General features: G+C 65.6%; 24 protein-coding genes. 5 read left to right on the top strand and 19 right to left on the bottom strand.

All coding sequences use genetic code 11. The features are described 5' to 3' along the window. The first annotated feature begins 14 nt into the window (after window positions 1-14). The gene (locus R5H32_RS03240) at window positions 15-1571 is read left to right on the top strand and encodes a trimethylamine methyltransferase family protein (protein ID WP_318337241.1); all 1557 of its coding nucleotides are present in this window, start codon (window positions 15-17) and stop codon (window positions 1569-1571) included. An 18-nt stretch (window positions 1572-1589) separates the two neighbouring features. After that, window positions 1590-2675, top strand: coding sequence for an aminomethyltransferase family protein (locus R5H32_RS03235; RefSeq protein ID WP_318337240.1), 1086 nt, complete (start codon window positions 1590-1592; stop codon window positions 2673-2675). Between the two features lie 11 nt (window positions 2676-2686). Here the strand turns inward: R5H32_RS03235 and R5H32_RS03230 are convergent, their stop codons facing one another. From R5H32_RS03230 to R5H32_RS03145, 18 genes are all read right to left on the bottom strand, one after another. After that, window positions 2687-3121, bottom strand: a complete 435-nt coding sequence (locus tag R5H32_RS03230; RefSeq protein WP_318337239.1) for a PaaI family thioesterase — start codon at window positions 3119-3121, stop codon at window positions 2687-2689. Continuing rightward, window positions 3118-3780 carry a ligase-associated DNA damage response endonuclease PdeM gene (pdeM, locus tag R5H32_RS03225; RefSeq protein ID WP_318337238.1) on the bottom strand — a complete coding sequence of 221 codons (663 nt, stop codon included), beginning with the start codon at window positions 3778-3780 and terminating at the stop codon, window positions 3118-3120. Before pdeM ends, R5H32_RS03230 begins: the two co-directional genes overlap by 4 nt. Window positions 3781-3914: 134 nt before the next feature. Next, window positions 3915-6317, bottom strand: coding sequence for a ligase-associated DNA damage response DEXH box helicase (locus R5H32_RS03220; RefSeq protein ID WP_318337237.1), 2403 nt, complete (start codon window positions 6315-6317; stop codon window positions 3915-3917). A gap of 38 nt (window positions 6318-6355) precedes the next feature. After that, window positions 6356-7162 (bottom strand): NAD(P)-binding domain-containing protein, encoded by an 807-nt coding sequence (locus R5H32_RS03215; protein ID WP_318337236.1) that lies wholly within the window; start codon window positions 7160-7162, stop codon window positions 6356-6358. Beyond that, the gene (locus tag R5H32_RS03210) at window positions 7162-8472 is read right to left on the bottom strand and encodes an ATPase (RefSeq protein ID WP_318337235.1); all 1311 of its coding nucleotides are present in this window, start codon (window positions 8470-8472) and stop codon (window positions 7162-7164) included. Before R5H32_RS03210 ends, R5H32_RS03215 begins: the two co-directional genes overlap by 1 nt. A 66-nt stretch (window positions 8473-8538) precedes the next feature. Next, window positions 8539-8793, bottom strand: a complete 255-nt coding sequence (locus tag R5H32_RS03205) for a hypothetical protein (protein ID WP_318337234.1) — start codon at window positions 8791-8793, stop codon at window positions 8539-8541. Window positions 8794-8808: 15 nt separating this feature from the next. Next, window positions 8809-9312: a prepilin peptidase gene (locus tag R5H32_RS03200; protein ID WP_318337233.1), complete on the bottom strand. Its 504-nt coding sequence runs from the start codon at window positions 9310-9312 to the stop codon at window positions 8809-8811. Window positions 9313-9316: 4 nt separating this feature from the next. After that, entirely contained in the window at window positions 9317-10177 is an 861-nt protein-coding gene (locus tag R5H32_RS03195) for a tetratricopeptide repeat protein (RefSeq protein WP_318337232.1), read from the bottom strand. 27 nt (window positions 10178-10204) lie between these two features. Beyond that, window positions 10205-10771, bottom strand: a complete 567-nt coding sequence (locus R5H32_RS03190) for a tetratricopeptide repeat protein (RefSeq protein WP_318337231.1) — start codon at window positions 10769-10771, stop codon at window positions 10205-10207. Window positions 10772-10775: 4 nt separating this feature from the next. After that, window positions 10776-11759 carry a type II secretion system F family protein gene (locus R5H32_RS03185; protein ID WP_318337230.1) on the bottom strand — a complete coding sequence of 328 codons (984 nt, stop codon included), beginning with the start codon at window positions 11757-11759 and terminating at the stop codon, window positions 10776-10778. Between the two features lie 15 nt (window positions 11760-11774). Then, window positions 11775-12743, bottom strand: a complete 969-nt coding sequence (locus R5H32_RS03180) for a type II secretion system F family protein (RefSeq protein WP_318337229.1) — start codon at window positions 12741-12743, stop codon at window positions 11775-11777. A gap of 6 nt (window positions 12744-12749) precedes the next feature. Continuing rightward, complete coding sequence (locus tag R5H32_RS03175; RefSeq protein ID WP_318337228.1) at window positions 12750-14183, bottom strand: CpaF family protein; 1434 nt, start codon at window positions 14181-14183, stop codon at window positions 12750-12752. Between the two features lie 15 nt (window positions 14184-14198). Further along, window positions 14199-15446, bottom strand: coding sequence for an AAA family ATPase (locus tag R5H32_RS03170; protein WP_318337227.1), 1248 nt, complete (start codon window positions 15444-15446; stop codon window positions 14199-14201). A 259-nt stretch (window positions 15447-15705) separates the two neighbouring features. After that, the gene (locus R5H32_RS03165; RefSeq protein WP_412098985.1) at window positions 15706-16374 is read right to left on the bottom strand and encodes an OmpA family protein; all 669 of its coding nucleotides are present in this window, start codon (window positions 16372-16374) and stop codon (window positions 15706-15708) included. A gap of 10 nt (window positions 16375-16384) precedes the next feature. Continuing rightward, entirely contained in the window at window positions 16385-17809 is a 1425-nt protein-coding gene (locus tag R5H32_RS03160; RefSeq protein ID WP_318337338.1) for a type II and III secretion system protein family protein, read from the bottom strand. Window positions 17810-18022: 213 nt separating this feature from the next. Next, a complete protein-coding gene (cpaB, locus tag R5H32_RS03155) occupies window positions 18023-18928 on the bottom strand; it encodes a Flp pilus assembly protein CpaB (protein WP_318337225.1) in 906 nt (301 codons plus the stop codon). A 215-nt stretch (window positions 18929-19143) separates the two neighbouring features. After that, entirely contained in the window at window positions 19144-19341 is a 198-nt protein-coding gene (locus R5H32_RS03150; RefSeq protein WP_318337224.1) for a hypothetical protein, read from the bottom strand. 227 nt (window positions 19342-19568) lie between these two features. Then, on the bottom strand, window positions 19569-19772 hold the full coding sequence (locus tag R5H32_RS03145) for a hypothetical protein (RefSeq protein WP_318337223.1): 204 nt from the start codon (window positions 19770-19772) through the stop codon (window positions 19569-19571). Between the two features lie 355 nt (window positions 19773-20127). Between R5H32_RS03145 and R5H32_RS03140 the strand changes: the two genes are divergently transcribed. Together R5H32_RS03140 and R5H32_RS03135 are read left to right on the top strand one after the other, a co-directional pair. Further along, entirely contained in the window at window positions 20128-21009 is an 882-nt protein-coding gene (locus R5H32_RS03140; RefSeq protein WP_412098984.1) for a lytic transglycosylase domain-containing protein, read from the top strand. A gap of 10 nt (window positions 21010-21019) precedes the next feature. Next, on the top strand, window positions 21020-22453 hold the full coding sequence (locus R5H32_RS03135) for a UbiA family prenyltransferase (protein ID WP_318337222.1): 1434 nt from the start codon (window positions 21020-21022) through the stop codon (window positions 22451-22453). Between the two features lie 4 nt (window positions 22454-22457). Here the strand turns inward: R5H32_RS03135 and R5H32_RS03130 are convergent, their stop codons facing one another. Beyond that, complete coding sequence (locus R5H32_RS03130; protein WP_318337221.1) at window positions 22458-22694, bottom strand: hypothetical protein; 237 nt, start codon at window positions 22692-22694, stop codon at window positions 22458-22460. 180 nt (window positions 22695-22874) lie between these two features. Between R5H32_RS03130 and R5H32_RS03125 the strand changes: the two genes are divergently transcribed. Further along, window positions 22875-23627 carry a M48 family metallopeptidase gene (locus tag R5H32_RS03125; protein ID WP_318337220.1) on the top strand — a complete coding sequence of 251 codons (753 nt, stop codon included), beginning with the start codon at window positions 22875-22877 and terminating at the stop codon, window positions 23625-23627. Window positions 23628-23641 lie beyond the last annotated feature (14 nt).

The following is a 23641-nucleotide window of genomic DNA, read 5'->3' as shown; positions in this document are numbered from 1 at the left end:
AGAGGCGAGCCGTGTTGACCCATGAAGCGCCGGCAACCACCGATACCGGTCCCGAGCGGCGGCGCGGCGGCCGAGCCCGGCGGGCCGCGGGCAACATCGCGGCGACCGGGGCGGGCCGGTTTCTGCGCCGGATCCCGGCCTACGAGCTTCTCGGCGAGGAGGCGCTCGCTAAGCTCGAGGAGCAGGCCGACTGGATCCTCGCGGAGATCGGCATCGACTTTCGCGGCGACGCGGAGGCGCTCAGGCTCTTCGCGGCGGCGGGCTGCGAGGTGACGGACGAGCGGGTGCGGTTCCAGCCCGGACAGGCACGTGCGCTCTGCGCCACGGCGCCGGCGGAGTTCACGCTCCACGCCCGCGATCCGCGCCACTCGGTGATCCTCGGCGGCGATCACCTCGTGCTGATGCCGGGCTACGGCTCGCCCTTCGTGACCGATCTCGACCGTGGCCGGCGCTACGCGACGATCGAGGATTTCCGCAACTTCGTGAAGCTGGCCTGGATGTCGCCCTGGCTTCATCACTCAGGCGGCACCGTCTGCGAGCCGACCGACATCCCCGTCAACAAGCGCCATCTCGACATGATGCACGCGCATCTGACGCTGTCGGCGAAGCCCTTCATGGGCGCCGTGACCTCGGTATCGCGCGCCGAAGACTCGATCGAGATGGCGCGGATCGCCTTCGGCGCCGATACGGTCGCGGAGCACGCGGTGATGCAGGGCAACATCAACGTCAACTCGCCGCTGGTCTTCGACGAGACGATGACCGGGGCGCTGCGCACCTATGCGGCGGCGGGGCAATGCGTCTGCGTCTCGCCGGCGATCTTCGGCGGCGCGATGGGGCCGGTCACGCCCGCCGCCGTCGCCGCCCAGACCCATGCCGAGGCGATGGCCGGGATCGCGCTGGCGCAGCTCGTCCGGCCCGGCTGCCCGGTCGTCTACGGCAGCTTCCACAACACGATGAGCCTCAAGTCCGGCGCGCTGACCTTCGGCACGCCCGAGGCCAATCTCGTCACGATGGCGCTCGGCCAGCTCGCGCGGCGGCTGAGGCTGCCGGTGCGATCCGGCGGCGGGCAGATCACGGCGGCCAATTCGCCCGATGGCCAGGCGATGCAGGACAGCGCTTCGGCGATGTGGGCGACGGTCATGTCCGGCGCGAACCAGGTCTGGCACGCGGCGGGCTGGCTCGAGGGCGGGCTGACCATGGGATACGAGAAATTCGTCATGGATCTCGACCATTGCGGGGCGATGCTGACGCTCGCCTCGGGGATGGAGGTCTCCGCTGACACGCTCACCCGCGAGAGCTACCACGAGGCCGGGCCGGGGCAGAATTTCCTCTCCACCAGCCATACGATGCGGCATTTCGCGCGTGCCAACCACATGCCCGACATCGCCGAGGCCGGCCCTTACGAAAGCTGGGTCGAGGCCGGGTGCCGGACCGCCGAGGAACGCGCCAACGACCTCTGGAAGGCGATGCTCGCGGCCTACGAAGCGCCGCCGATGGACCTCGCCACAGCCGAGGCGCTCGACGACTATGTGGCGCGCCGCAAGACGGCGGCGTCGGACGAATGGTACTGACCCCGAAAGGATATCCCCATGACCGCACCCCTCAGCCGCACCTCCGTCCTCGCCGAGCGCCACCGCGCGCTCGGATCGGGGCTCGAGGACTGGAACGGCATGGGCACCGCCTGGACCTACGCGACCGACCCCGAGGCCGAGCACGACGCGGTGCGCGAGGCGGCGGGAATGTTCGACATGTCACCCCTGAAGAAGGTCTTCGTGCGCGGGCCCGAGGCCGCTTCGGTGCTCGATCACCTTACGACCCGCGACATCTCGCGGATCCTGCCCGGCCGGTCGGCCTATCTCTCGGTCCTGACCGAGGCGGGCACGATGGCCGACGACGCGATCGTGTCGAACAACGGCGGCGATGACTGGATGATCGTCCACGGCTCGGGCGACACGATGGCGCTGCTCGCGGCCTCCGCCGCCGGGCGCGACGTGACCTTCGCGCTCGACGACGACCTCCACGACATCTCGGTGCAGGGGCCGAATGCGCTTGGCCTCTTGGACGCGGCATCCCCCGACGATATCGGCGCGCTCGGATACTTCCAGCACAAGCCGACCCGGCTTTTCGGCCATCCTTGCCGGATCTCGCGCACCGGCTATTCCGGCGAGCGCGGCTACGAGATATTCGCCCGCGCCGAGGTGGCCGGCGCGATCTGGGACCGGCTCGCCGAGACAGGCGTGATGCCCTGCTCCTTCACCGCGCTCGACAAGGTCAGGATCGAGGCGGGGCTCCTTTTCTACGGCTACGACATGACCGAGGCGCACACGCCCTGGGAGGTCGGGCTCGGCTTCACGGTCAGCCAGAACAAGGGCGCGTTCCGGGGCCGGGAGGCGCTGATGGCCGCCAAGGGGCGCGAAGCGATCCGCAACGTCGGGCTGATCGTCGATCACGGCGACATGCTGGCGGGCACGCTGGCGCTGGCAGGCGAAGAGGTGGGGGTGATCAACAGCCCCTGCTGGTCGCACCGGATGGAGAAATCGCTGGCGCTCGGCCATGTCCGGGCGGACATTGCCGACGGCACGGTGCTTGAGGTCATTGCGGATGGCGTCACCACGACCGCCCTGGTCGCGCCGCTGCCGTTCCATGATCCGGAGAAGGCGCGCACCCACGGCTGAGGGCGGCGCTCTCAGCCCGGCATGACCGCGACCATCGTGCCCTGGAGGACGGCGATCAGGCGGAGCTCGCCCGCCGCCTCCACGGCGACCTCGGCGGTGACGACGGTGAGCCGCCGGCCGGCCTTCACGACGCGGCCGGTGGCGATCAGCCGCTCGCCGCGCGCGGGCGCGAGGAGGTTGATCTTCATCTCGGCGGTCATCACCTCCGCCTCCTCCGGCATCAGCATAAGCGCGGCATAGCCCGCAGCGGTGTCGCCGAGCGCGAAGGTCAGCCCGGCATGGCCGACGTCGTGCTGCTGGCGCGCGGTGGAAAGGATCGGCGCCTCGATCCGGCATTCGCCGGGCCCGAGCGCGGCGATCTCGGCGCCGAAGGTCGCCATCAGGTTCTGGCGGGCGAAGCTCGCCCGCACCTTGGCCTCTCGGCCGGGGTCGACAGTCCCGTTCATCCGTCCCCCTTCCGTTGCGGCATCGGCACCGCCCGCGCGACCCTGCCGGTTAGAACCGCGCGTGCGCCCGGCGCCATCAGCCCGGCGAGCGTCGGATCGCTGCAGTTGAGCCCGCCGGTATAGGTGCCGTAGGCGGGCATGATCACCCGCGTCCGATCGACAAGAAAGCAGGGCCGCGCCTGACCCGCAAGCCGCGCCTTGGGATGGTAATGGCCCGAGACCTCGCCCCCCGCCCCCGTCTCGGCGACATGGCGGAAGGTGAGCGGCCCGAGCCGCAGATCCGCCCGGTGCTCGCCGCCAAGCGCCACGGGGCCAGGATCGTGATTGCCCTCGATCCAGACCCAGCGCCGCCCCGCCATCAGCCGCGCCAGCCAGAGCGCATGGGCCTCGCCGAGCTCCGCCGCCCGAAGATCGTCGAACGTGTCGCCCAGACAGATAACCATCCCCGCGCCGGTCGCCGCGATGTCGGCGTCAAGCCGCGCGAGTGTCTCGTCCACCTCATAGGGCGGCAACAGCGCCCCGGCCCGTCTCGCGTACCTCTCCGAGCGCCCGAGATGCAGGTCCGATACCACCAGACACCCTTCCGCCGCCCAGTGGAGCGCTCCGGAAGGCAGCGCCGCCAGCGCCGCGCCTGAAAGGGTGAATGTGTAGGCGTTCATGCCCTCTTCCTGCCTCGCGGCAGTTGAAAAGACAATTACGTCTTCTTCATTGCCCACGTACCCCGGGGGTCGTCCATTGGTGCGCCATTGGTTCGAGAACCAATGGACGACGGGCAGCGCCCCCGGCCGCCGGTTCAGCCAAGCCCGGCCTCTGCCATCAACCGCTCCGCCGCCGCATCCATAAGCCGCTCGCGCGCCGCGCCCTCGACCGGCACGCGCCCATGCTCGAGGAAGAGTGGCGCGGCCAGGGGCGTCACGCGTGGCAGGGCGAGATGCTCGATCCGCCCTGCAACGCGATCCAGCATCGCCTCGATCCTGCCGAAGCTGACGAGCCCGCGCATCGCCTCTTCGCGGGTGACCTCGAGCAGCAGATGGTCGGGATCGTAGCGACGGAGCGTGTCGTAGAGGATGTCGGAGGAAAATGTCGCCTGACGTCCCGACTTGCGCGTGCCGGGATGGTTGCGGGCGATCAGCCCCGCCACCAGCGCCACGTTGCGAAAGCTGCGCTTCATGACGGCATTGCCGGCGAGCCAGCCCTCCAGCCCCTCGCGAAGCCGTGCGCGATCCAAGAGCCGGGCCGGGTCGGCGACCGTGTCGAGACCCCAGATCAGGGTCGCATAATCGGTCGCGACGAAACCGAGCGGGTTCAGGCTCTCCTCCTCCATACGCCTGGTCAGCAGAAGCCCGAGCGTCTGCTGCGCCGCCTTGCCAGCAAATCCGTAGGCGCAGAGATGCGCGCGGCCCTCGGCCGGGAAGGTCTCGACCAGAAGCCGGTCGGGTGCGGGCAGGCGCGACATCGTGCGCTGCAGATCCAGCCATTCCGAGGTGTGGGCTGGCAAGTCGGGCCAGCTTTCCTGCCCGAGCATTGCGAGGATGCGCTCGCAAAGCTGGGTCGAGGTGGAGAACTTGGTGCCGGAGAAAACCGCGATCTTCGGCTCGCGGCCCGGCGCAGGCGACACCTCGAGCACCATTTCGCGCAAGCCGACATGGCGCACCACCTGGCCACCGATCAGGAAAGTGTCTCCGGGCGAGAGCGTCGAGGCGAAACTCTCCTCGACCTCGCCGAGCGGCTGGCCGCCGAGCCGGTTCTGCCAGCGCACCTTGACCATCTCGGTGTCGGTGATCGTGCCGATGTTCATTCGGATATCGCGGGTCGCGCGCGGATCGCGCAGGCTCCATAGCCCGTCGCGCGACATCAGCCGCCGCCAGCGGTCATAGGCCTTCAGCGCGTAGCCGCCGGTGGCGCAGAAATCGAGGCAGGCGTCGAACCCGGCCCGCGTGAGCGCGGCGTAGGGGCCCGCCGAGGTAACCTCAGCGTAGAGCGCGTCGGCCTCGAACGGCCCAGAACAGGCGGCAATGAGGATGTGCTGGCAGAGGACGTCGCGCGGCCCGGCGCCGCGTGGGTCTCCGTCGAGGTCATGCGCCTTCACCGCTTGCAGGGCGGCCTCGCACTCGACCACCTCCCAGCGATTTGCCGGCACCAGCAGCGCCTTCGACGGCGCGTTGTAGCGGTGGTTCGCGCGGCCGATCCGCTGCACGAGCCGCTTGACGTTCTTCGGCGCGCCGACCTGGATCACGAGGTCCACATCGCCCCAGTCGATGCCGAGGTCGAGCGATCCGGTGCAGACCACCGCGCGCAACTCGCCCGCGACCATCGCCGCCTCGACCTTCTCGCGCGCCTCGCGGGCGAGCGAGCCGTGGTGGATGCCGATCGGCAGGCCCTCGTCGTTCGCCATCCAGAGGTCGCGAAAGAAGAGCTCCGCCTGGGCGCGGGTGTTGTGGAAGATCAGCGTCGTGCGGTGGCGGCGGATCTCGGCGAGCACTTCCGGGATCGCGTAGCGCCCGCCGCCACCTGCCCAGGGCGGCGGGGTGTCGGTCCGAAGCATCGCGATATCTGGATCGGGGCCAGGATCGGCATGGATGATCGCGCAAGGATCGGGATGCCGCGCGAGGAAGCGGGCGATCGTGGCGGGATCCTCGACCGTGGCCGAGAGCCCGACGCGCCGCAGCCCCGGCGCAAGCCGGGAAAGACGGGCGAGGCACAGCATGAGCTGATCGCCGCGCTTCGATTCCGCGAGTGCATGGACCTCGTCCACGATCACGCGGGACAGTCCCGCGAAGATGCGCGGCGCGTCCTCGTAGCTCAGGAGCAGTGCGAGGCTTTCCGGCGTCGTGAGAAGGATATGCGGCGGATCGGCCCGCTGGCGGCGGCGCTTCGCCTGGGAGGTGTCGCCGGTGCGGTCCTCGATCCGGATCGGCAGGCCCATCTCCGTCACCGGTACCGTCAGGTTGCGACGGATATCGGCCGCAAGTGCCTTCAGGGGCGAGATGTAGAGCGTGTGCAGGCCAGCCCGCCTTCCATCCGCCAACTCTGCAAGTGTCGGTAGAAACCCGGCGAGCGTCTTGCCGCCTCCGGTCGGCGCCACGAGGAGGAGCGCAGGCTCGCAGGCGCGATCGAGAAGCGCCTGCTGGTGCGGATGGACCTGCCAGCCGCGGGACGCGAACCAGTCAGAAAAAGAGGCGGGCAGGGGCTGCATGGCCCCAGTCTAGGCGCGCTATCCGGCCCGCGCCAAGCTCAGTGTAGCGCCCGCGACTTCATGCTGCGAAACATTTCCTGCACCTTGTGCGGCGGGGTCAGATGCGCGCCCTTGAGTGCGGTGTCGAGCGCGGTCTCGACCTCGCGCACCAGCGTCGTGACGCAGTCCGCCGTGCCGCTTTCCGGCGCGACCGGGTCGGCGATGTCGTGGCCCGGCAACAGGAGGCCGTCAAGCGTGTCGCCGGTCATTTCGATCAGCCGCGCCTCGTCGATGCCCTGGGCCTCGGCCCAGTCGAGCGCGATCCGGGTCAGTGCGGTCGCGGAGGCGGCCAGGAAATCGTTCATCACCTTCGCCGCCATCGCCGTGCCGAAGCCGCCCATTCGGGTCGCCTGGTGGCCGATCTGGTCGAAGACGGTCGCGATGCGGCCGATCTCATCTTCGTCTCCGCCGAGGAAGAACGACAGCCGCCCTTCCTCCGCCGCTCGGAACGAGCCGCTAAAGGGCGCGTCGATCAGCGCGATCCTGGCGTCGATCCGGCCGCGGAGCGCGCGCACATAGCGCGGCGAAAGGGTCGCGGCGATCACGATCGTCTCGAGCCTGGCCGCGCGTTTCGCGAAGGCCGGCCCCTCGAACAGCAGCGCCTCGGTCTCGGCGATGCCGCGGGGCGCGATGATCAGGCAGGAAAGCCCGTCCGCGAAGGCCTGTGCCTCGGCGGCGCTTGCCTCGTGGCCCGCGCCATCGAGCGGTGCGAGGCCGAAGGCCTCGGCTGTGATTTCAGCGGCGTGCAGCCGCGCGAGAAAGGGGCGTGCGACGCGGGCCGACCCGGCGATTCCAATTCCCCGCATCAGTGGATGATCTTCTCGTCGCGGACGAACATGTTGGCCCATGCGCGGTCGATCAGTTCGGGCGACATCTGGATGGGGATGCCTTCGAAAGTGCAGATCGCGATCATCTGGTCGATCAGGAAGATCGGCTGGTAGTTCGCATAGACATTGTCGATCGTCGGGTACTTGACCTTGAGCAGGTGCAGAAGCGCCTTTTCGTCTAGGGGCATGTTCCTCCTCTTGGCGACCATCGCGAAGATCTTGAGGAATATCTCCTGGTTCGGGCCGTCGATCTTGATCTTGAAGAAGATCCGGCGCAGCGCCGCCCTGTCGAAGATCTCGTTCGGGTGGAAGTTCGTCGAGAAGATCACCAGCGTGTCGAACGGCACCTCGAACTTCTCGCCCGACTGCAGCGCGAGGATGTCGCGGTTTTCTTCCAGCGGCACGATCCAGCGGTTGACGATCTTCTGCGGCGGCTCCTGCTGGCGGCCGAGGTCGTCGATGATGAAGACGCCGCCGGTGGCCTTCATCTGCAGCGGCGCGGTATAGGTCCGGGCCGTCGGGTTGTAGGTCAGGTCGAGCATGTCCAGAGACAGCTCGCCGCCCGTGATCACCGTCGGGCGCTCGCAAAGCACATAGCGGTTGTCGAAGCGGTTCGAGCTGCGGCGCAGGCTCGTCGGATCGTCGACCGAGGCCTCGGCCGCGGAATGCACGATCGGGTCGTAGACCGTGATCACCTGGCCGGAATACTCGACCGCCTTCGGAACGTAGATCTTGTCGCCGATCGCGTCGCGGATGCCGTTCGAGATCGAGGACTTGCCGTTGCCCGGTGGTCCGTACATCAGGATCGAACGCCCGGCGCCGACGGCCGGCCCGAGGTGGTCGAGAAGCTCGTCGGGCAGGATCAGGTGGCCCATGGCACCGGTCAGCTGCTGGCGCGTCATCTGCACGTTGCGGATCGATTGTTTCCTGACCTGCTCCCGATAGACCTCGAGCGGGACCGGCAACGCGCCGTAATACTCCGACTGGCTCAGCGCGTCGAGCGCGCGCGCCTTCCCGGCATCGGCGAGCTGATACCCCATCTCGCCGCCGGAATTCGCATGCAGCGTGCCGGTCGCCTCCAGTAGCTTTTGGCCGCGCGCAAGGTCGATCAGTTCCTGCGTGACGGGCAACGGCAGGGCGATGATCCGCGATATTTCCGAGGCACGTTCCAGATTCATGCGGAACATGGTCTTGAGGAGGATGTCGCGCATCATCACGACGGAGAGGCCGGTCTCGGCCAAAGAGCGCGGCGGGGAGGGCGCGACGACGTTGGGTACCTGCATGTTCATCGGGTCGTGGCCTCCTTAGACACCAGACAGCTGCAATCGCACGGGCTGTAACACGCGCGACAACCTTCAGTCTGCAACGGGATTCATACCGGCAATGTGCCGGGCCATTGTGGCCAAAAAATGGAAACAAATTCGGATCGATGCGGCAATTGGCAGAGCCTGCAGGACGTCGCAGACGTCATTGCCCGAAGGTCCATCCTGCTCATGGGTGGCGCTCATCGCCCATGGTCGCTGCAAATGGTTGACGTAGCGGCACGGATGAGGCGGTGCGCCGCCTTTCCGGCGGCGCCGCAGCCTGCTCTGCAAAGCGGTCGAGTTCATCGCGCCCGGATCGGCTCATGCTCCGGGCAGAAAGGCACCGAGCGCGAGGTAGGCGACCAGTGTGCCGGCGAGCGCGAGGCCCATCGGGAAGTCCTTGCGCGTCCAGGATACCCAGTCGGGGGTCATCCGCCGGATCGCGGGGATCGCCCGGAGGAGGCGGTGCGCGCTGAAGGCGCCGAGCAGGAAGGCCGCGAACATCGGCAGCACCAGCGCCGAATGGGACGCGGCGATGAACGGCGCCGCGGCGGCGGCGAACTTGGCGTCGCCGGCACCGAAATTGGCGATTGCGTTCAGGACGAAGCCGATCGCTAGAACCACGACGAGGTTGATCCAGCGCCAGGCCCATGGCTCGAACGGCAGGACGAGAACGCCCACGACCGCATAGATTCCGACCAGCGTCAGGACCGCTCTGTTGGGGATCCGCATCGAACGCAGGTCCGACCAGCAAACCCAGGCACAGACCGGCAGAACGCAGATCAGAAGGATCAGATAAGCATGCGACGCAGACAGGCCAAGCACCTGCTCAACCCTTCGTCACGCTGGCGTTGAGCGTCTCCAGCGCGCGAGCCGCCTGGTCGAAATAGCGCGGGCTGGTTTCGACAGCATCCTCGAGAAGCCCCTGTCCGATGGTCACGTCGCCATGCTTGATCGCGGTCAGACCCGCCGTATAGAGCAGCTCCGCCCGTTCCTGCTGCGTCATCGGCACGATCGGCATATCGTACTTGCGCTGTGCCGCACGGGCGAGGACGAGGTTGTTCTTGGTCGTGAAGGACGACCTGTCGTAGGCCAGCGCCTCGCCGAACAGCTTCTCGGCGCCAGCGAAATCGCCGCGGGTCAGCTTCGAGTAGCCCCAGTTGTTGAGCACGCCCGACGGCCGCGTGGTCAAGCCGACGGCGGTTTCGTAGAAGCTGTCGGCCTTGGACCACTTCTTGTTGGCGTCCGCCACCATTGCCTCGATCCGGTAGCGGTCATAGGTCTCGTGAGTCGGCGGGATCTGGGCGAGTTCCGCCTCGGCTTTCTTCCACTCGTTGGCGCGGATCAGCGCGTCGGCCAGTGCAATGCGGTCTTCGTTGGTGCCTTCGGGGCTGGCAATGACGGCCCGCCAGGCGATCGCGGCTTCGGTCGGCTTCTTGGCCCGCACGAGCGACTTCGCAAGGCCGCGCTTCAAGTCGATCCGGTCCGGATACTGTGCAATCGTTTTCTGGAAGTAAGCCACGGATTCGTTGGGATCGGCCACCGTGAGCATAACGTCGTTGAGGTTGCTCTCGTCGATGACGTTGACGCTCTCGATCGCGCGCTTGACGTCGGCATCCGAGTTCTTTTCACAGGCCGGAAGAACCGACACGCCGGCGATGCAGAGTGAAATCAAGATAGGATGGCGCATTTGCTGCGTCCTTTGCTGCCTCGTGCCTCAGTGTTTGGTGAGGAGCAGGTATTGCCCGTGCCCGCGCCGCACCAGCGAAAATTCGCTATTGTCGGAGTCATCATAGGCCGGTTCGTCGAGCTTGGCGAGCGAGAGACGCAGATTATCGCGGATGGCGTCCGATCGGCCACTGTCAAGCGCGAAGGCGGCTTTGAAGACGCGGCTTGCCTCCCCGACCTCTCCGCGCTCCATCAGCACGACGCCGAGGTTGTTCCATGCGGGAACGAAGGTCTCGTCCGTGTCGATCGCGCGGCGCAGTATCGTCTCCGCCTGGCCGAGCCGGCCGAGCTGGAGGTTGGCAGATCCGATCGCTGACAAGACGTCGACGGTCAGGCCATGTTCGGAGGCGGCGCGCATGTAGGCCTTGAGCGCCATCTCGTATTCCCTGGCCTCCATCAGCCGGTGACCGACGATGAGACCGTCGACCGCCTCCTCGCCCTTGACCGGACCCGACGGCGCGAAGGGCGAGGCGCCCTTCGCGGTCTGGCTACCGGTCGAGTCGCAGCCCGCCAGCAGGCCGACTGCGACCACAAGTCCAATGATTCTAGCTGGCATGATGTCAGGGGCCGAAGTTCGCGAACAGCTGCATCATATCATAGAGCGACGGCCCTACGAGGATGATCAGGAGCGGCGGCACGGTAAACAACATGGTGCCGAGGGTCATCTTGGTGGGCAGCTTGTTCGCAACCTCCTCGGCCCGCATCACGCGCTTGTCGCGCATTTCCGATGCATAGACACGCAGCGCCTCGGCGATCGATGTGCCGAATGTTTGTGACTGGATCATCACGGTGACGAACGAGCCGACGTCCTGCACGTCGGAACGTTCGGCAAAGGCGCGCAGGACCGTTGACTTGTCCTTGCCGGCCTTGACCTCCTGAGAGACGATCTCGAACTCCTCGGCGAGAGCCGGATAGCCGGCCGCCAGTTCCTTCGAAACCCGGATGATGCCCTGGTCGAGGGACTGGCCCGCTTCGACGCAGACCAGAAGCATGTCGAGGGCGTCGGGGAAGCCGTTCTGGATCTCCTGCTGACGGGTCTGGATCCGGCGCTCGACCCAGTATCGCGGCAGGTAGTAGCCGATCGCGCCGGGTATGATGACTGAAAGGATCAGCTTGGTCGAAGATACCTCGTCGCCGGCCGAGGCGAAGATGGCATAGATCACGCCAGCAAGCAGGAAGAGGATGCCTAGCATGAACTGGATCGCGTGGAAGGTTCGAACCGCTTCGCGGCCACGATAGCCAGCGCGGGTCATCTTCAGCCGCGACGAACTCATTTCCTCCGCGGTCTTGGGTTCCAGGAAGGTCGCGAACTTGTCGAGCTTGTCGGAGCCGCGCGCGGCCCGAAGCGATTTCTTTTCCGTCGCGCGGACGGCCCGGGAGGCCGGGGTCGCGGTGTCGCGCAGCTTCGCGTAAGGATCGGCCCGCTTCTTCAGGATCGTCGGCAGGGCCGCCGCAATAAGCAACACGCCGAGCACGGCAACTGCGAAGAGCGGGCCGAGCGGGCCGAAGCTCTCGATCAGGAAATTGTTGATCGCATTGAGCATAGCGGTCGGTTCCCCTCAGACCTTGATGTTGACCATCATCTTCATGAAGACGAAGTTGATGCCGAGGAAGGTGAAGACGATCAGCGCCGCCGGGATGAAGGCATCCGTGTCCTTCACGGTGTCGAAATAGGTCGGCTTGAAGATCTGGATCACCGCGAGCACGCCGAGCGGGAACAACGACAGGAACGCGCCCGACCATTTCGCCTCGGCGGTAATGGCGCGGACGCGCCGGAAGAGACGGAAGCGGGCGCGGATCACCTTGGCGAGACCGTCAAGGATCTCGGCCAGGTTTCCGCCCGATTGCTGCTGGATCGTAACCGCGACAGAGAGAAACCGAAGATCCTGCATGTCCATGCGCTCGGCCAGATCCTTGAGGGATTCCGAGATGTCGCGACCGTATGCGCTTTCGTCGGCGATCATGCCGAACTCGGAGCCGAGAGGGTCGGCGACCTCCTTGGCGACGATCTGGATCGCCGAGGAAAAGGGGTGGCCGACGCGCAACGACCGGACCATGAGTTCCACCGCATCCGGCAGCTGTTCCTCGATCAGGTCCATGCGCTTCTTGGCCTTGCGGTGGATCCAGAAATAGACCGCTCCGACGCCCATCACGATCGCCACGGCGATCTGGATCGGGGTCGAGGCGGAGGTGCCGATCTTCAGCCCCAGGAAAGCGACGAAGGACAGGAGCACCATCATGACGATCAGGGCCTTCGGCGAGAACGCGATGTTGGCCCTCTGCGCCTTGGTCGCAAGGATCGAATAGAGCGGAATACCCCGGGCCTTCAGGTGCTGGCTCGCCTCCTTGCGAAGCTGCTCGAGAACCTGCTCGCGCTTGCCGCCCTTGTCCAAGAGGTCAAGCCGCCGGTTCACCTTCGAATTCAGCGAGATCGACTTGCCGAAGATGACCAGGTAGATGCCCTCGACCAAAAGCAGAACGGCCAGGAAGATCAGAGCGTAGATGATCGGGGTGGGGCTGATGATCATGCGCGTTTACTCCGCGGCGATGGGGTCGTAGATGGAGGCTGGCAGATCGAATCCCCACTGGCGGAAACGCTCGGCAAAGGCCGACCGTACGCCGGTCGCGGTGAACCGGCCGACGATCTTGCCGTCTGGCGCGATGCCTAGCCGCTCGTAGCGGAAGATCTCCTGCATCGAGATGACGTCGCCCTCCATTCCGGTGAGTTCCGTGATCGAGACCATGCGGCGGGAGCCGTCCTGAAGCCGCGAGACCTGCACGATCAGGTTGACGGCCGAGGCGATCTGGGCGCGCACCGCCTTGATCGGCATCTCGATCCCGGCCATGGAGATCATGTTCTCGAGGCGCGAGATGCCGTCGCGGGCGGAGTTGGCGTGGATCGTCGTCATCGATCCGTCATGGCCGGTGTTCATGGCCTGCAGCATGTCGATCACTTCCTCGCCGCGGGTTTCGCCGACGATGATGCGGTCTGGACGCATCCGGAGCGCGTTCCTGAGACAGTCGCGCTGGGTGACAGCGCCCTTGCCCTCGACGTTGGGTGGACGGCTTTCCATCCGGCCGACATGCACCTGCTGAAGCTGGAGTTCGGCGGTATCTTCGATCGTGAGGATCCGCTCGGAGTTGTCGATGAAGGACGACAGCGCGTTCAGCGACGTTGTCTTGCCCGAACCCGTACCGCCCGACACGATGATGTTGAGCCGCGTCGACACCGCGGCCTGAAGGTAGGCGGCCATCTCCTCGGTGAAGGCGCCGTAGCGGACGAGATCGTCGACGCCGAGCTTTTCCTTCTTGAACTTCCGGATCGAGACGAGCGAGCCGTCGACCGCGATCGGCGGCACCATGGCGTTGAAACGCGAGCCGTCGGCAAGGCGGGCGTCGACATAGGGGTTCGATTCGTCGACGCGCCGGCCCACGGCCGAAACGATCTTGTCGATGATGCGCAAGAGATGGCGCTCATCCTTGAACGTGACGTCGGTCAGTTCGAGCCTGCCGTCACGTTCGACGAAGATCTGCTGGGGGCCGTTGACGAGGATGTCGTTGACGCTGTCGTCCTTGAGCAGCGTCTCGAGCGGGCCAAGGCCCATGACCTCGTGATAGAGTTCCTGGACCAGGTTGGCGCGCTCGTCCTTGTTCAGGACGACGCTCAGTTCGTCGAGCGCCTCGGTCGAGATCGCGACGATCTCCTGGCGGAGGTCGGATTCCGTGGCATGTTCCAGCGCGGCGAGGTTGAGGTTGTCGAGTAGCCGCTTGTGCAGTTCGACCTTCAACTCGCTCATCTTCTCCTTGCGCTTCTTCTCCTTGTCGGCCGCGATCGACTGGGCCGTCGGAGACGCGGCGAGCGGCTGGCGCCGGACGGCAGCGACGGCGCTCGGCGCTTCCGCGGCAGGCCGGGACGGTTCGGTCGCCGCCGGGGCAGGGCTGGCCGGTTTCTTGTAACGGGAAAACATGGCGATCTCTCCAGGTTACAGGGCGGCTTCAGCGGCCTTGTTCAAGTCGAAGATCGACTTCGCGAGCTTGGCGATCTCGCGCCGCAGCGGGTTCTTCGCGGCGGTGTCCGCAAGCGGAAGGCCGTGATCGTTCGACTCGGTGACCTGTCTGGAGCCATCCGGAAGCTGAAGCTCGATCGTGATCCCAAGGCTTTCCGCCAGACGCTTCACCCGGCTCTTGCCGGACAGGTCGGTGAATTTCGGCGCCCGGTTCAGGACGTAACGCAGCTTTTCGTACGGCAGTTCCTCGGCCTTGAGCGCCCGGATCATCCGCAGCGCGTTCTGCGCCGAACGCATGTCGAGCTCCATCGTCGCGAAATAGACGTGAGCCTGGTTGAGCACCGCTTCGGTCCACTGCACCACGGTCGAGGGCATGTCGACCACGACGAAGTCGAAGTTGGCTTTCGCCACCTCGAGCACCCGGTTGATGTCCTCCGAGGTCACGATGTCGAGCGGCAGCATCTCCGACGGCGCGGTCATTACATGGACCTTGTCGTTGAATGGAAGCAGCGCCTGCAGGAAGCTGACATTGTCGATAGAAGCCGTGTTCGACAGCATCTCGTAGACCGCCTCGCGCCGGGGCAGGTCGAGATAGGTCGAGACCGAGCCGTACTGGAAATCCAGGTCGAGCAGGCAGACCCGCGGGGCGTCGTTCTTCTGGATGGTCGCAAGCTCCCAGGCGAGGTTCACGGCAAGCGTCGTCGCCCCCGCTCCGCCGGCGAGGCCGTGGACCGCCAGGATCACGCCGTTCCGGTCGCCCTTGGGCTTGTAGCCCGGTGTCTGGGCGGGTTCTTGCATGATCTGGGCGACGGCCGGCGCTCGGTTCACCCGCTCGATAGCCTCGCGCAGGGCGTTCTCGGGCAGGGGGTAGGGGACAAAATCGTCCGCGCCGAGCTTCAGAAGCTGGTGCAGCGCGATCGGGCTGACCTCTTCGGCGATCAGGATGACCTTCACGCCCTTGTCTTTTGCCGTCGTGATGATGCCGGAGATCCGTGCGAGGTCGTTCTCGTCCTGCGTGTCGACCGCAATGGCGACGAATTCGAGCGAATCGGCGTCCGGCTGATTGAGGAACTGCGCCGCGTCGTCAAACGTCAGGTCCCCCCAACTCTCTCCGAGTTCGGATTCCATATCCTCGATGAGGAGGTCGAAGTTGCTGACATCGCGCGAAATTGTGCAAGCGACGATCGGCGCCGGCTCCGGCTGCAATGCTGCTACGCTGCTCATTAACACATGTCCTTCTCTACGCGGGTGCGTCTTTAAACCGGGTCGTCGCGCGTCCGCGCCCGATCCCATATGGCCAATTCCGTTCACCCGGCGCGACTCGGGCGCCGCGCCATTGCTCCCGAGTTTCGAAACTCCGTGAGAATCTTGGCAATATTGGGGCTAAAAGATCGTAATTATGCGTTGCTGGTGGACGATGGCATGAAATGGGCGGACTTTGTCGCCAAAGTCCGCCCATTCGTCGAAACAGTCTAGGCAGGAATCAGCCGCCAGAGCCAACCGCAGCCGTACCTTCCGTCACTTGCGCCTGGCTGTGGACCGGTTCGGCACTGCTGACATAGTTGCGCCAGATGACTTCTGCATACTTGCCGTTGAGGATCGTCGGATGCTTTTCGACGAAGCCGGACACCTCGGTGACGGTGCGACGGTTGCGCCGTTCGGGCGCCTGGACGTAGACCAGAGGCTGGGTCTTGCCGAACGAGGCGACGGCCTCGAGGCGCGAGCGGCTGATGCCCTGGCTCGACAGGTAAGCCACGACAGCTTGTGCGCGACGCAGGCCGAGCGCCTTGTTGTAGGCTTGCGATCCGACGAGGTCGGTATGGCCGTAGACGCGGAACCGCACTTCGGGGAACTGGCGGATCCAGTGGGCCTGCTGCCGCAGCGCCGCTTGCGCCTCGCCGTCAAGTTGCGAACTGTCGAAGGCGAAGTTCACCGTGTTCGGCACATCGGCGGCGAAGCGGCGCGTGAGGTCGATCGCATAGGACTGCTGGCCGGTCTGGACGAGGGTGTTGTTCATCGTCGCGTTGCCGAAGTCGTTGGTCTCGATCTCGGATCCGGCCTCGGCATAGAAGGCGCGGGCCGTGTTGGTTTCCTTCGAGCAGCCAGCGAGTGCAACGAAACCGGCCGCGAGGAGGAGGAGGCTCTTTTGCATTGGCATCGTCTTACTCCATCACATAGCCGTAGGAACCGGAATAGTCCTGCTTGGCGACCTCGCCGACGGCACCGCCGGACGACGCGGTCTTGCCGAACAGGAAAAGCTCGGACTCACTGGGCGGCCTGACGCGGTCTGTCGGCAGCGCCAGCGCCTGGCCGTTGACTGGCGTGACCAGATGCGGCGTGACGATGATCACGAGTTCAGACTGGTTGCGCTGGTAGTCGGCGCTGCGGAACAGCGCCCCGAGGACGGGAATGTCACCGAGCCACGGTACCTGGTCGTTCAGGTCGGTGAAGTCGTCCTGAAGAAGGCCCGCGATCGCGAAGCTCTCGCCGTCGCGCATCTCAACCGTAGTCTCGGCTTCGCGGCGACGGAAGGCGCTGACCGAAATGCCGGCGGCCGTGACGCTTATGGTCGGGTCGATTCCGGACACCGCGGCGTTGATCATCAGGTTGATGACATCGCCTTCGACCACACGGGGGGTAAAGGCCAGTTCGACACCGAAGGGTTTGTATTCGATCGATACCGTGTTGTTGTCGCCGCGCACCGGGATCGGGTATTCGCCACCGGCAAGGAAGCTGGCTTCCTGGCCCGACAGCGTCGTCAGGTTCGGCTCGGAGAGCGTGCGCACCAGGCCCTTGCTCTCGAGCGCCTCGAGCAGGATGCCGAACTCGAACGCGCCGGCTGAGAATCCGAGGAGCGCCTGCCCGGTGTTCTGCGAGTTCGGCAACACACCGGGACTGATCTGGGAGAGACCGGTTGCATCATTCGCCTCTCCGAGCACGAGCCCGGCCCCTGGTCCGAGGCCAAACGCGCCGTTAATGTCGGAAGTCGACAACCCGGCGGCAACGCCGGCCTGAAGCTGCTTGGAGACTCCGCGCCGGACTTCGGCGAACCGGACCTTCAGCATGACCTGCTGAACGCCGCCGACACCCATCAGGTTCGACACCCGGCCCGGCGCATAGCGCTCGGCCAGATCGAGCGCCCGGTCGAGCCCCTGCGTCGATGAGACGACGCCGGACAGGACGATGCCGTCGTTTGCGGTCCGAACCTCTATCTTCTCGCCGGGAAGGATCTGCTCAAGGCGCTCCTTGAATTCCGCGACATCAAGCGAGACCTGAACATCGACGTTGGTGATCAGCTTTCCGTCCGGGGCGAGAAGCGTGAGCGTCGTGCGCCCGGGAGCCTTGCCGAGAACGTAGATCGTCCGGTCCGAAAGCGTCGAGATGTCGGCGATTCCGGGGTTGGCGATCGAAAGTTCTGCGAAGGGCTGGTCCGACTCGACCACCACCGCGCGGTTCATGGGAACGACAAGTGCACTCGCTATAGAACCGTCGATGATCTTCAGTGTTTCCGCTGTAACGCATGCGGGAACGGCCACAGTGAGCGTCGCGCCCAGCAGCCCTGCCGCAAATATCTTTTTCGTGCTCATGTGACCTGCCTCTCCGATCACTTCTTCAGGAACGGGTCGAATTTGCCCGGCTTGAAGCAAGCTTGCGGGAACCCGCGTTTGTTTGCAACTATCAAGTGTTTGCACAAACTTCTTTATGTGGGGATGTGGCAACACTCTGGTATGCGTTGTGAAAAAATAAGCGCCGGCCACCACATAGGGTGACCGGCGCGCCCTCGTTTCCGCGCGGGCAGTTCAGTTGGTGCAGGGGATTACCGTCTCGACGATCTCTCCGCCCTTGTTGGTGCGGATGCTGCACACGGGCGCCGGCGCGGCGACCGGCGCCGGCGCGGCCTCGACGATACCAAGCAGTTTGTCCCGGTCGATCTCGACCGCGCCGATGACCGTTTCGTCACCGCTGCCGACCAGGGCCAGCGTCAGGCGCCCGGTTTGCTGGGCCAGCGCGAGCGCCGCCACCTGCTCCGACGTTGCCTCTACGGTAACGGTACGCGCGATTATGGTCTCTTCCGATCGGTCGGCATCGGCCGACTGGTCGATCGCGATCAGCTCGACATTGGTGTCGATGAGTTTCGCGGTGTCCTTGCCGTTGATGTTGCCGCTCCAGTAAATATCGACCCTGTCGCCGGGGCGCAGGAAGCCGGAGACGCCCGTCGTCACGTCGACATTGATGGCGAAGGCGCGCATGCCGGGTGTGAGGGTGGCGGTGATTCCGGCATCGGTGCCCGGATCGGTGATCTTGGACGCGAGCATCGGCTCGAACGGCTCGAAGGTGCGCATCGCGGCGCGGGGGCGGGTTTCTCCCTCCCAGAAAACCGGAACGATCGCGGGATCGCCGCCCTGCGGGGCCACGATGGTATTGAAGGCGCCTTCGGGCACCTTGCCCTCGTGCCACTTGATCACCTCGAGATCGTCGACCGTAAACCGGTCGCCGTATCTCAACTGCCGCTTGGTCACGACGACGTCCACGAGCTTCGTCGCCTGGGCCTGCTGCGCGGCGAGCATGTCACGTTCCGCCTGAGCCTGCGCAATATACCCTTGCGCCATATATACGGCAAAGCCTGCGAGGGCGACCCCGAGCACCAGGACCAGACCAAATACCAGACGCATGTCGATTCCTTTCGTCGAATAGGCAGCAGGCACCGCTCCTCCGCGGGGTGCGCCCGTCCGCCTGCTTATCTTGGATTGTCGGTGGGGAATACGGCGAAATGGTGGTCAAAGCGAGCCGGTGGGGTGGAATATCCCGATTTCCGGAAACACTCGGCAGAAAGATGCCGTGTTATGTCGCGCGTCGTCGCCCGAGAAGAAGGGGCGCGGGCTGCCTGGCCCTAAAGCCCTCGGGCGGAGCGTTGCGTCTATCAGGGAGCCTTCAGCGTTTCGGGGACGGTCCGGTTGTCGAGAGAGCGCCGCACCGCGTCGCCGACGCTGGTCATGCTTCCCTTCATGCCAATCATCGCGGCCACGGACAGAACGATTGCACCAGCAGTCAGCACCACCCAGTCGACAGTGACGGCACCGTCCTCGTCGGTGGCGAAACGTGTGGACTTTCTGAACATTCTCATATCGTGCCTCGTAAGCGCCGCGCGATGTATACTGCGACTGAACGCCATTCCAGTCTTCGCCCCTGACCCACTAGAGCCGCGCAACATGGCGCTAAAACGGCGGGCGTCGGTCATTTTTGCGCCCGATTCCTTGGGCTGCGTCACCGCCCGCTTCGGAAACGAAAAACCGCGCCCGGAAGGCGCGGCTCTCGTTCGGTCGGTTTGACCGAGACCTCAGATCGTCACTTCGCGAGCGGGTCCGAGGGAACCTCCGAGGTGGTCAGCCAGGTCTGGATCTTCAGGGCCAGACCGTCGCTGCCGGTCTTGACCGCAGCCAGCGCGGCGACAGCGAGTCCGACGACGGCGGCCGTCAGCACGACCCAGTCAACGGTCACAGCGCCGTCTTCCTCATTGTGGAACTTCTTGAACATCTTGAAGAATTTCATGTTTCTCTCCGTTTGCTTCGCCCGTTTCGCCATCCGCATCCGATCTTCCGGGGTGTCTTTTCAAAGTCCCGTCCCGGTCGCGGCATGGCCTAATCTGGCTCTGGAAACGTGGCATGATTTGGGCAGTGATCGTACTTTTTATGGCTGCGTTAAGTATTCTCCTGAAATCCGTTAAGGCTCTGATTTTAAATAATTAAAAAAATCGATATGAAATCTTGTCGCGCCTCGATCTGTTGCCAAAAGGCCGAATCGGCATGTTTTTGGCGGACGGCGATGCCGGAAAAGCTGGTTCCGGAAGCCGGATTCTGAGAAAAAGGGATCAAGAACAACATCAAGCAGGCAGGGCGGGCAAATCGTGCGTCGGTATGGACAGGCACTTTCATGCAGCGTCGCCGCGGCGCTGATTGCGGGGGCGCTGCAGGCGGAGACCGTCGCGGCCCCCTATCCGGAATTCACCTTCAAGCGGATCGGCGTGCCGAAATCCGCGGGCTCGGCCCCTGGCGCCAAGCGCATAACGGTGCAGATCGACCCGGCGGAACAGGCGCTGCGGCTGGCATCCGCGCCGCTGCCGCCGCCGGAGAACCCGATCCCGCGCGGCGGGCGGGCGCCCGGCCTCGAGCCGGCGGTTCCGTCCGGGCCGCCGTCTCCGAGCGAATACGACTGGTACTGGAAATCTGTGTCGCCATCGCTCGGCAACTCGGCGGGACGGTTCGACGTCGCGCTCGCCACCTTGAGCCAGGGACCAAACGGCACGGTCGTCCCCGCGCCGCGGCTCCAGCACCTGCGCGACATCGCGGCGCGTCACGGCAGCGAGATCCTGAGCGCGACGATTGGCACCGAGGTCTCTCCCGCGCTCGCACTCGCGGTGATCGCGGTCGAAAGCGCGGGCCGGGCCGATGCGGTTTCCTCGGCCGGCGCGGTGGGGCTGATGCAGCTCATCCCGGCGACCGCGGACCGCTTCGGCGTGCGCAACAGCAAGGATCCGGTCCAGAACATCAAGGGCGGCGTCGCCTATCTCGACTGGCTGATGCGCGAGTTCAACCGCGATCCGCTGATGGTGCTCGCGGCCTACAACTCTGGCGAGAATGCGGTGAAGAAGAACGGCGGCGTGCCGCCCTATGCCGAGACCCGCGCCTATGTTCCGAAGGTGCTCGCGGCCTGGACGGTGGCGCGCGGCCTTTGCCGCACGCCGCCGATGCTGGTGTCCGACGGTTGCGTCTTCGTGGTCGAAGGATGAGTGGCCTGCGATGACCGAGGTGAAGCCGCTCGTCCTCGATGTCGACGGCACATTTCTCAAGACCGACATGCTGTTCGAAACCTTCTGGGACGGGCTCGGGCGCGATCCGGTCGCGACCCTTGGTGTGCTCGCGCGGAATTTCCGCCGGCCCGAGCGGCTCAAGGCCGAGCTGGCGGCGATCGCACCCCTGCGCACCGACCTCCTGCCGGTCAATCCGGAGATCGCCGATCTCGCGCTGCGCTCACGCATGGCCGGTCGCGAGGTGGTGCTCGCCTCGGCCTCCGACCGCGTCCTGGTCGAGCGGCTCGCCGCGGATTACGGACTTAGCGAGGAGGTCTTCGCCTCCGACGGCGAGGTCAACCTCAAGGGTCCGGCCAAGGCCGAGGCGCTGGTCGCGGCGTACGGCGAGCGCGGCTTCGACTATGCCGGCGACGCGGCGGTGGACATGCCGGTGTGGGAGCGCGCCGAGAACGCGCTCGTCGTGGGCCGGGTTCCGTCGGCGCGGGCGCTGATCGCGCGGGGCCGGAACGTCGTCGAACTGCCCGGCGGCTGGAGCCCGGCGGCCCTGTTCCGCGCGCTCAGGCCGCATCATTGGGTCAAGAACCTGCTCCTGCTGCTCGCGATGATCGTGTCGCTCAGTTTCGACCTCGCGACGCTGGTGCCGATCCTGTGGGGCGTCGTCGCCTTTTCGGCCGCCGCCTCGTCGATCTACGTCGTCAACGACCTTCTCGACCTCGAGGCGGACCGGCTGCACCCGACGAAATGCCGCCGCCCCTTCGCGAGCGGCGAGGTTCCGATCGCGATCGGAATGGCCGCGTCCGCGGCGCTCGGTCTCCTCGCACTTGGCATGGCGGCGGCGATCAACGGGGCCTTTTTCGGCGTCGTCGTGCTCTACATGGCGCTGTCGCTGGCCTATTCGCTGAAGCTCAAGCGGATGCGCTGGGTCGATGTGGCGACGCTCGCCGCGCTCTACACGATCCGGGTCATCGCCGGTGCGGCGGCGGGCGCGGTCGCTGTGTCGATCTACGCGCTTATCTTCGTCTTCCCGATGTTCATCACGCTCGGCTGCGTCAAGCGGCTGACCGAGCTTACGCTCGCCTCCAACAATGAACGTCTGCCGGGGCGGGGCTACGGGCGCCCGGACCGCGGCGACCTTCTGAACGTCGCCGGGCTGGGAACGGTAGGCGCGCTCCTGGTTTTCTTCCTCTTTTCGATCAGCGAGCAAGGCCGGATGCTCTATCCTGCGACCTGGGTCCTGTGGCTCGCGATGCTGCCGATGGCGATCTGGCTGGTCCGCATGGTGATGCTGGGATGGGTCGGCAAGCAGGACTACGATCCGATCGTCTTCGCGATGCGCGACAGGTTCGGTATCGGCATCCTGATGATCACGCTCGGCCTGATGTTTCAGGCGGCGGGACTCTGGGGCAAATGGTTCGGAGCCTGACCGTTCAGCCTTTCGGCTTCAGCCGGTAGACGCCCTCCGGCAGGTTCAGCGCGGCGGCGAGCTCGCGCACCTGGGCCATCGACATGACGATCTTGCAGACCTCGTCCTTGCGCGGATCGTATTGCTCGATCGTCACGCATTCGGCGAATCCCTGGATCGTCACATCCTCTTCGAGGTTGGGACTGCCCTCGTCGACGAGGGTGATGACGGTCGCGTCGAAATCGTGCTCGATTGTAAACATAGTGCCAGCCTAGCGCGGCCCGCGACCGGGCTCAATGCCGGTCGTGGGGGTGCCGGTGCCGCAGCGGAAAGCGGATGTCCGCACGGGATCGTGAACGGGTGGATATGGGTCTTTCGCTGACTTCGGCGCAACGGTAATTTGACACTGCAACGAGCAGTCAAATCGGCCCGGGAGAGGCGAATGAAAAAACTGGCAATCCTTGCCGCCGTCGCCTTGGCGGGCTGCGTCGAGACCGTTCCGCAGTCACCCTATCCACAAGCTCCCTATCCCTATCCGCAAGCGCCCTATCCACAAGCCCCCTATCCGGCCGGGCCTGTGGCCGATTCCGGTCCGGTCGTCCCCCCGCGGATCGCGGCCCGTAACTTCGCGAGCGTCGTCAGCCGCATGGAGCCGGTGATCGAGCGCGAGTGCTGGAACCTCGGCGTCGGGAACTGCGATTTCCGCATCGTCGTCGACGACCGGCCCGGCCAGCCGCCGAACGCGTTCCAGACGCTCGACCGTTCGGGACGGCCGATCATCGCCTTCACGCTTCCCCTGATCGCCGAAGCGCGCAACACCGACGAGCTTGCCTTCGTCATGGGCCACGAGGCCGCGCATCACATCGCCGGCCACATCCCGCGTCAGCAGCAGGAGGCGATGACCGGCGCGCTGATCGCCGGTGTGCTGACCGCCGCAACCGGGGCCGACTCGAGCGCGATCCGCGGCGCTCAGAACATCGGCGGCACGTTCGGCGCCCGGCGCTTCGCCAAGGATCACGAGCTTGAGGCCGACTCGCTCGGCACCGTCCTCGCCTGGCAGGCCGGCTATGACCCTGAACGCGGTGCGGAGTTCTTCACCCGCATTCCCGACCCCGGCAACCGCTTCCTCGGAACCCATCCGCCCAACGCCAGCCGGATCGACACGGTGCGCCGCACGCTTGCTGGTCTGCGCTGACCGCGGTTTCGACG

The sequence above is a fragment of the Defluviimonas sp. D31 genome (assembly GCF_033436765.1).
Classification (GTDB): domain Bacteria; phylum Pseudomonadota; class Alphaproteobacteria; order Rhodobacterales; family Rhodobacteraceae; genus Albidovulum.
Note: the sequence above shows the minus strand (reverse complement) of the source record. Positions and strands in the feature narration are given on the sequence as shown.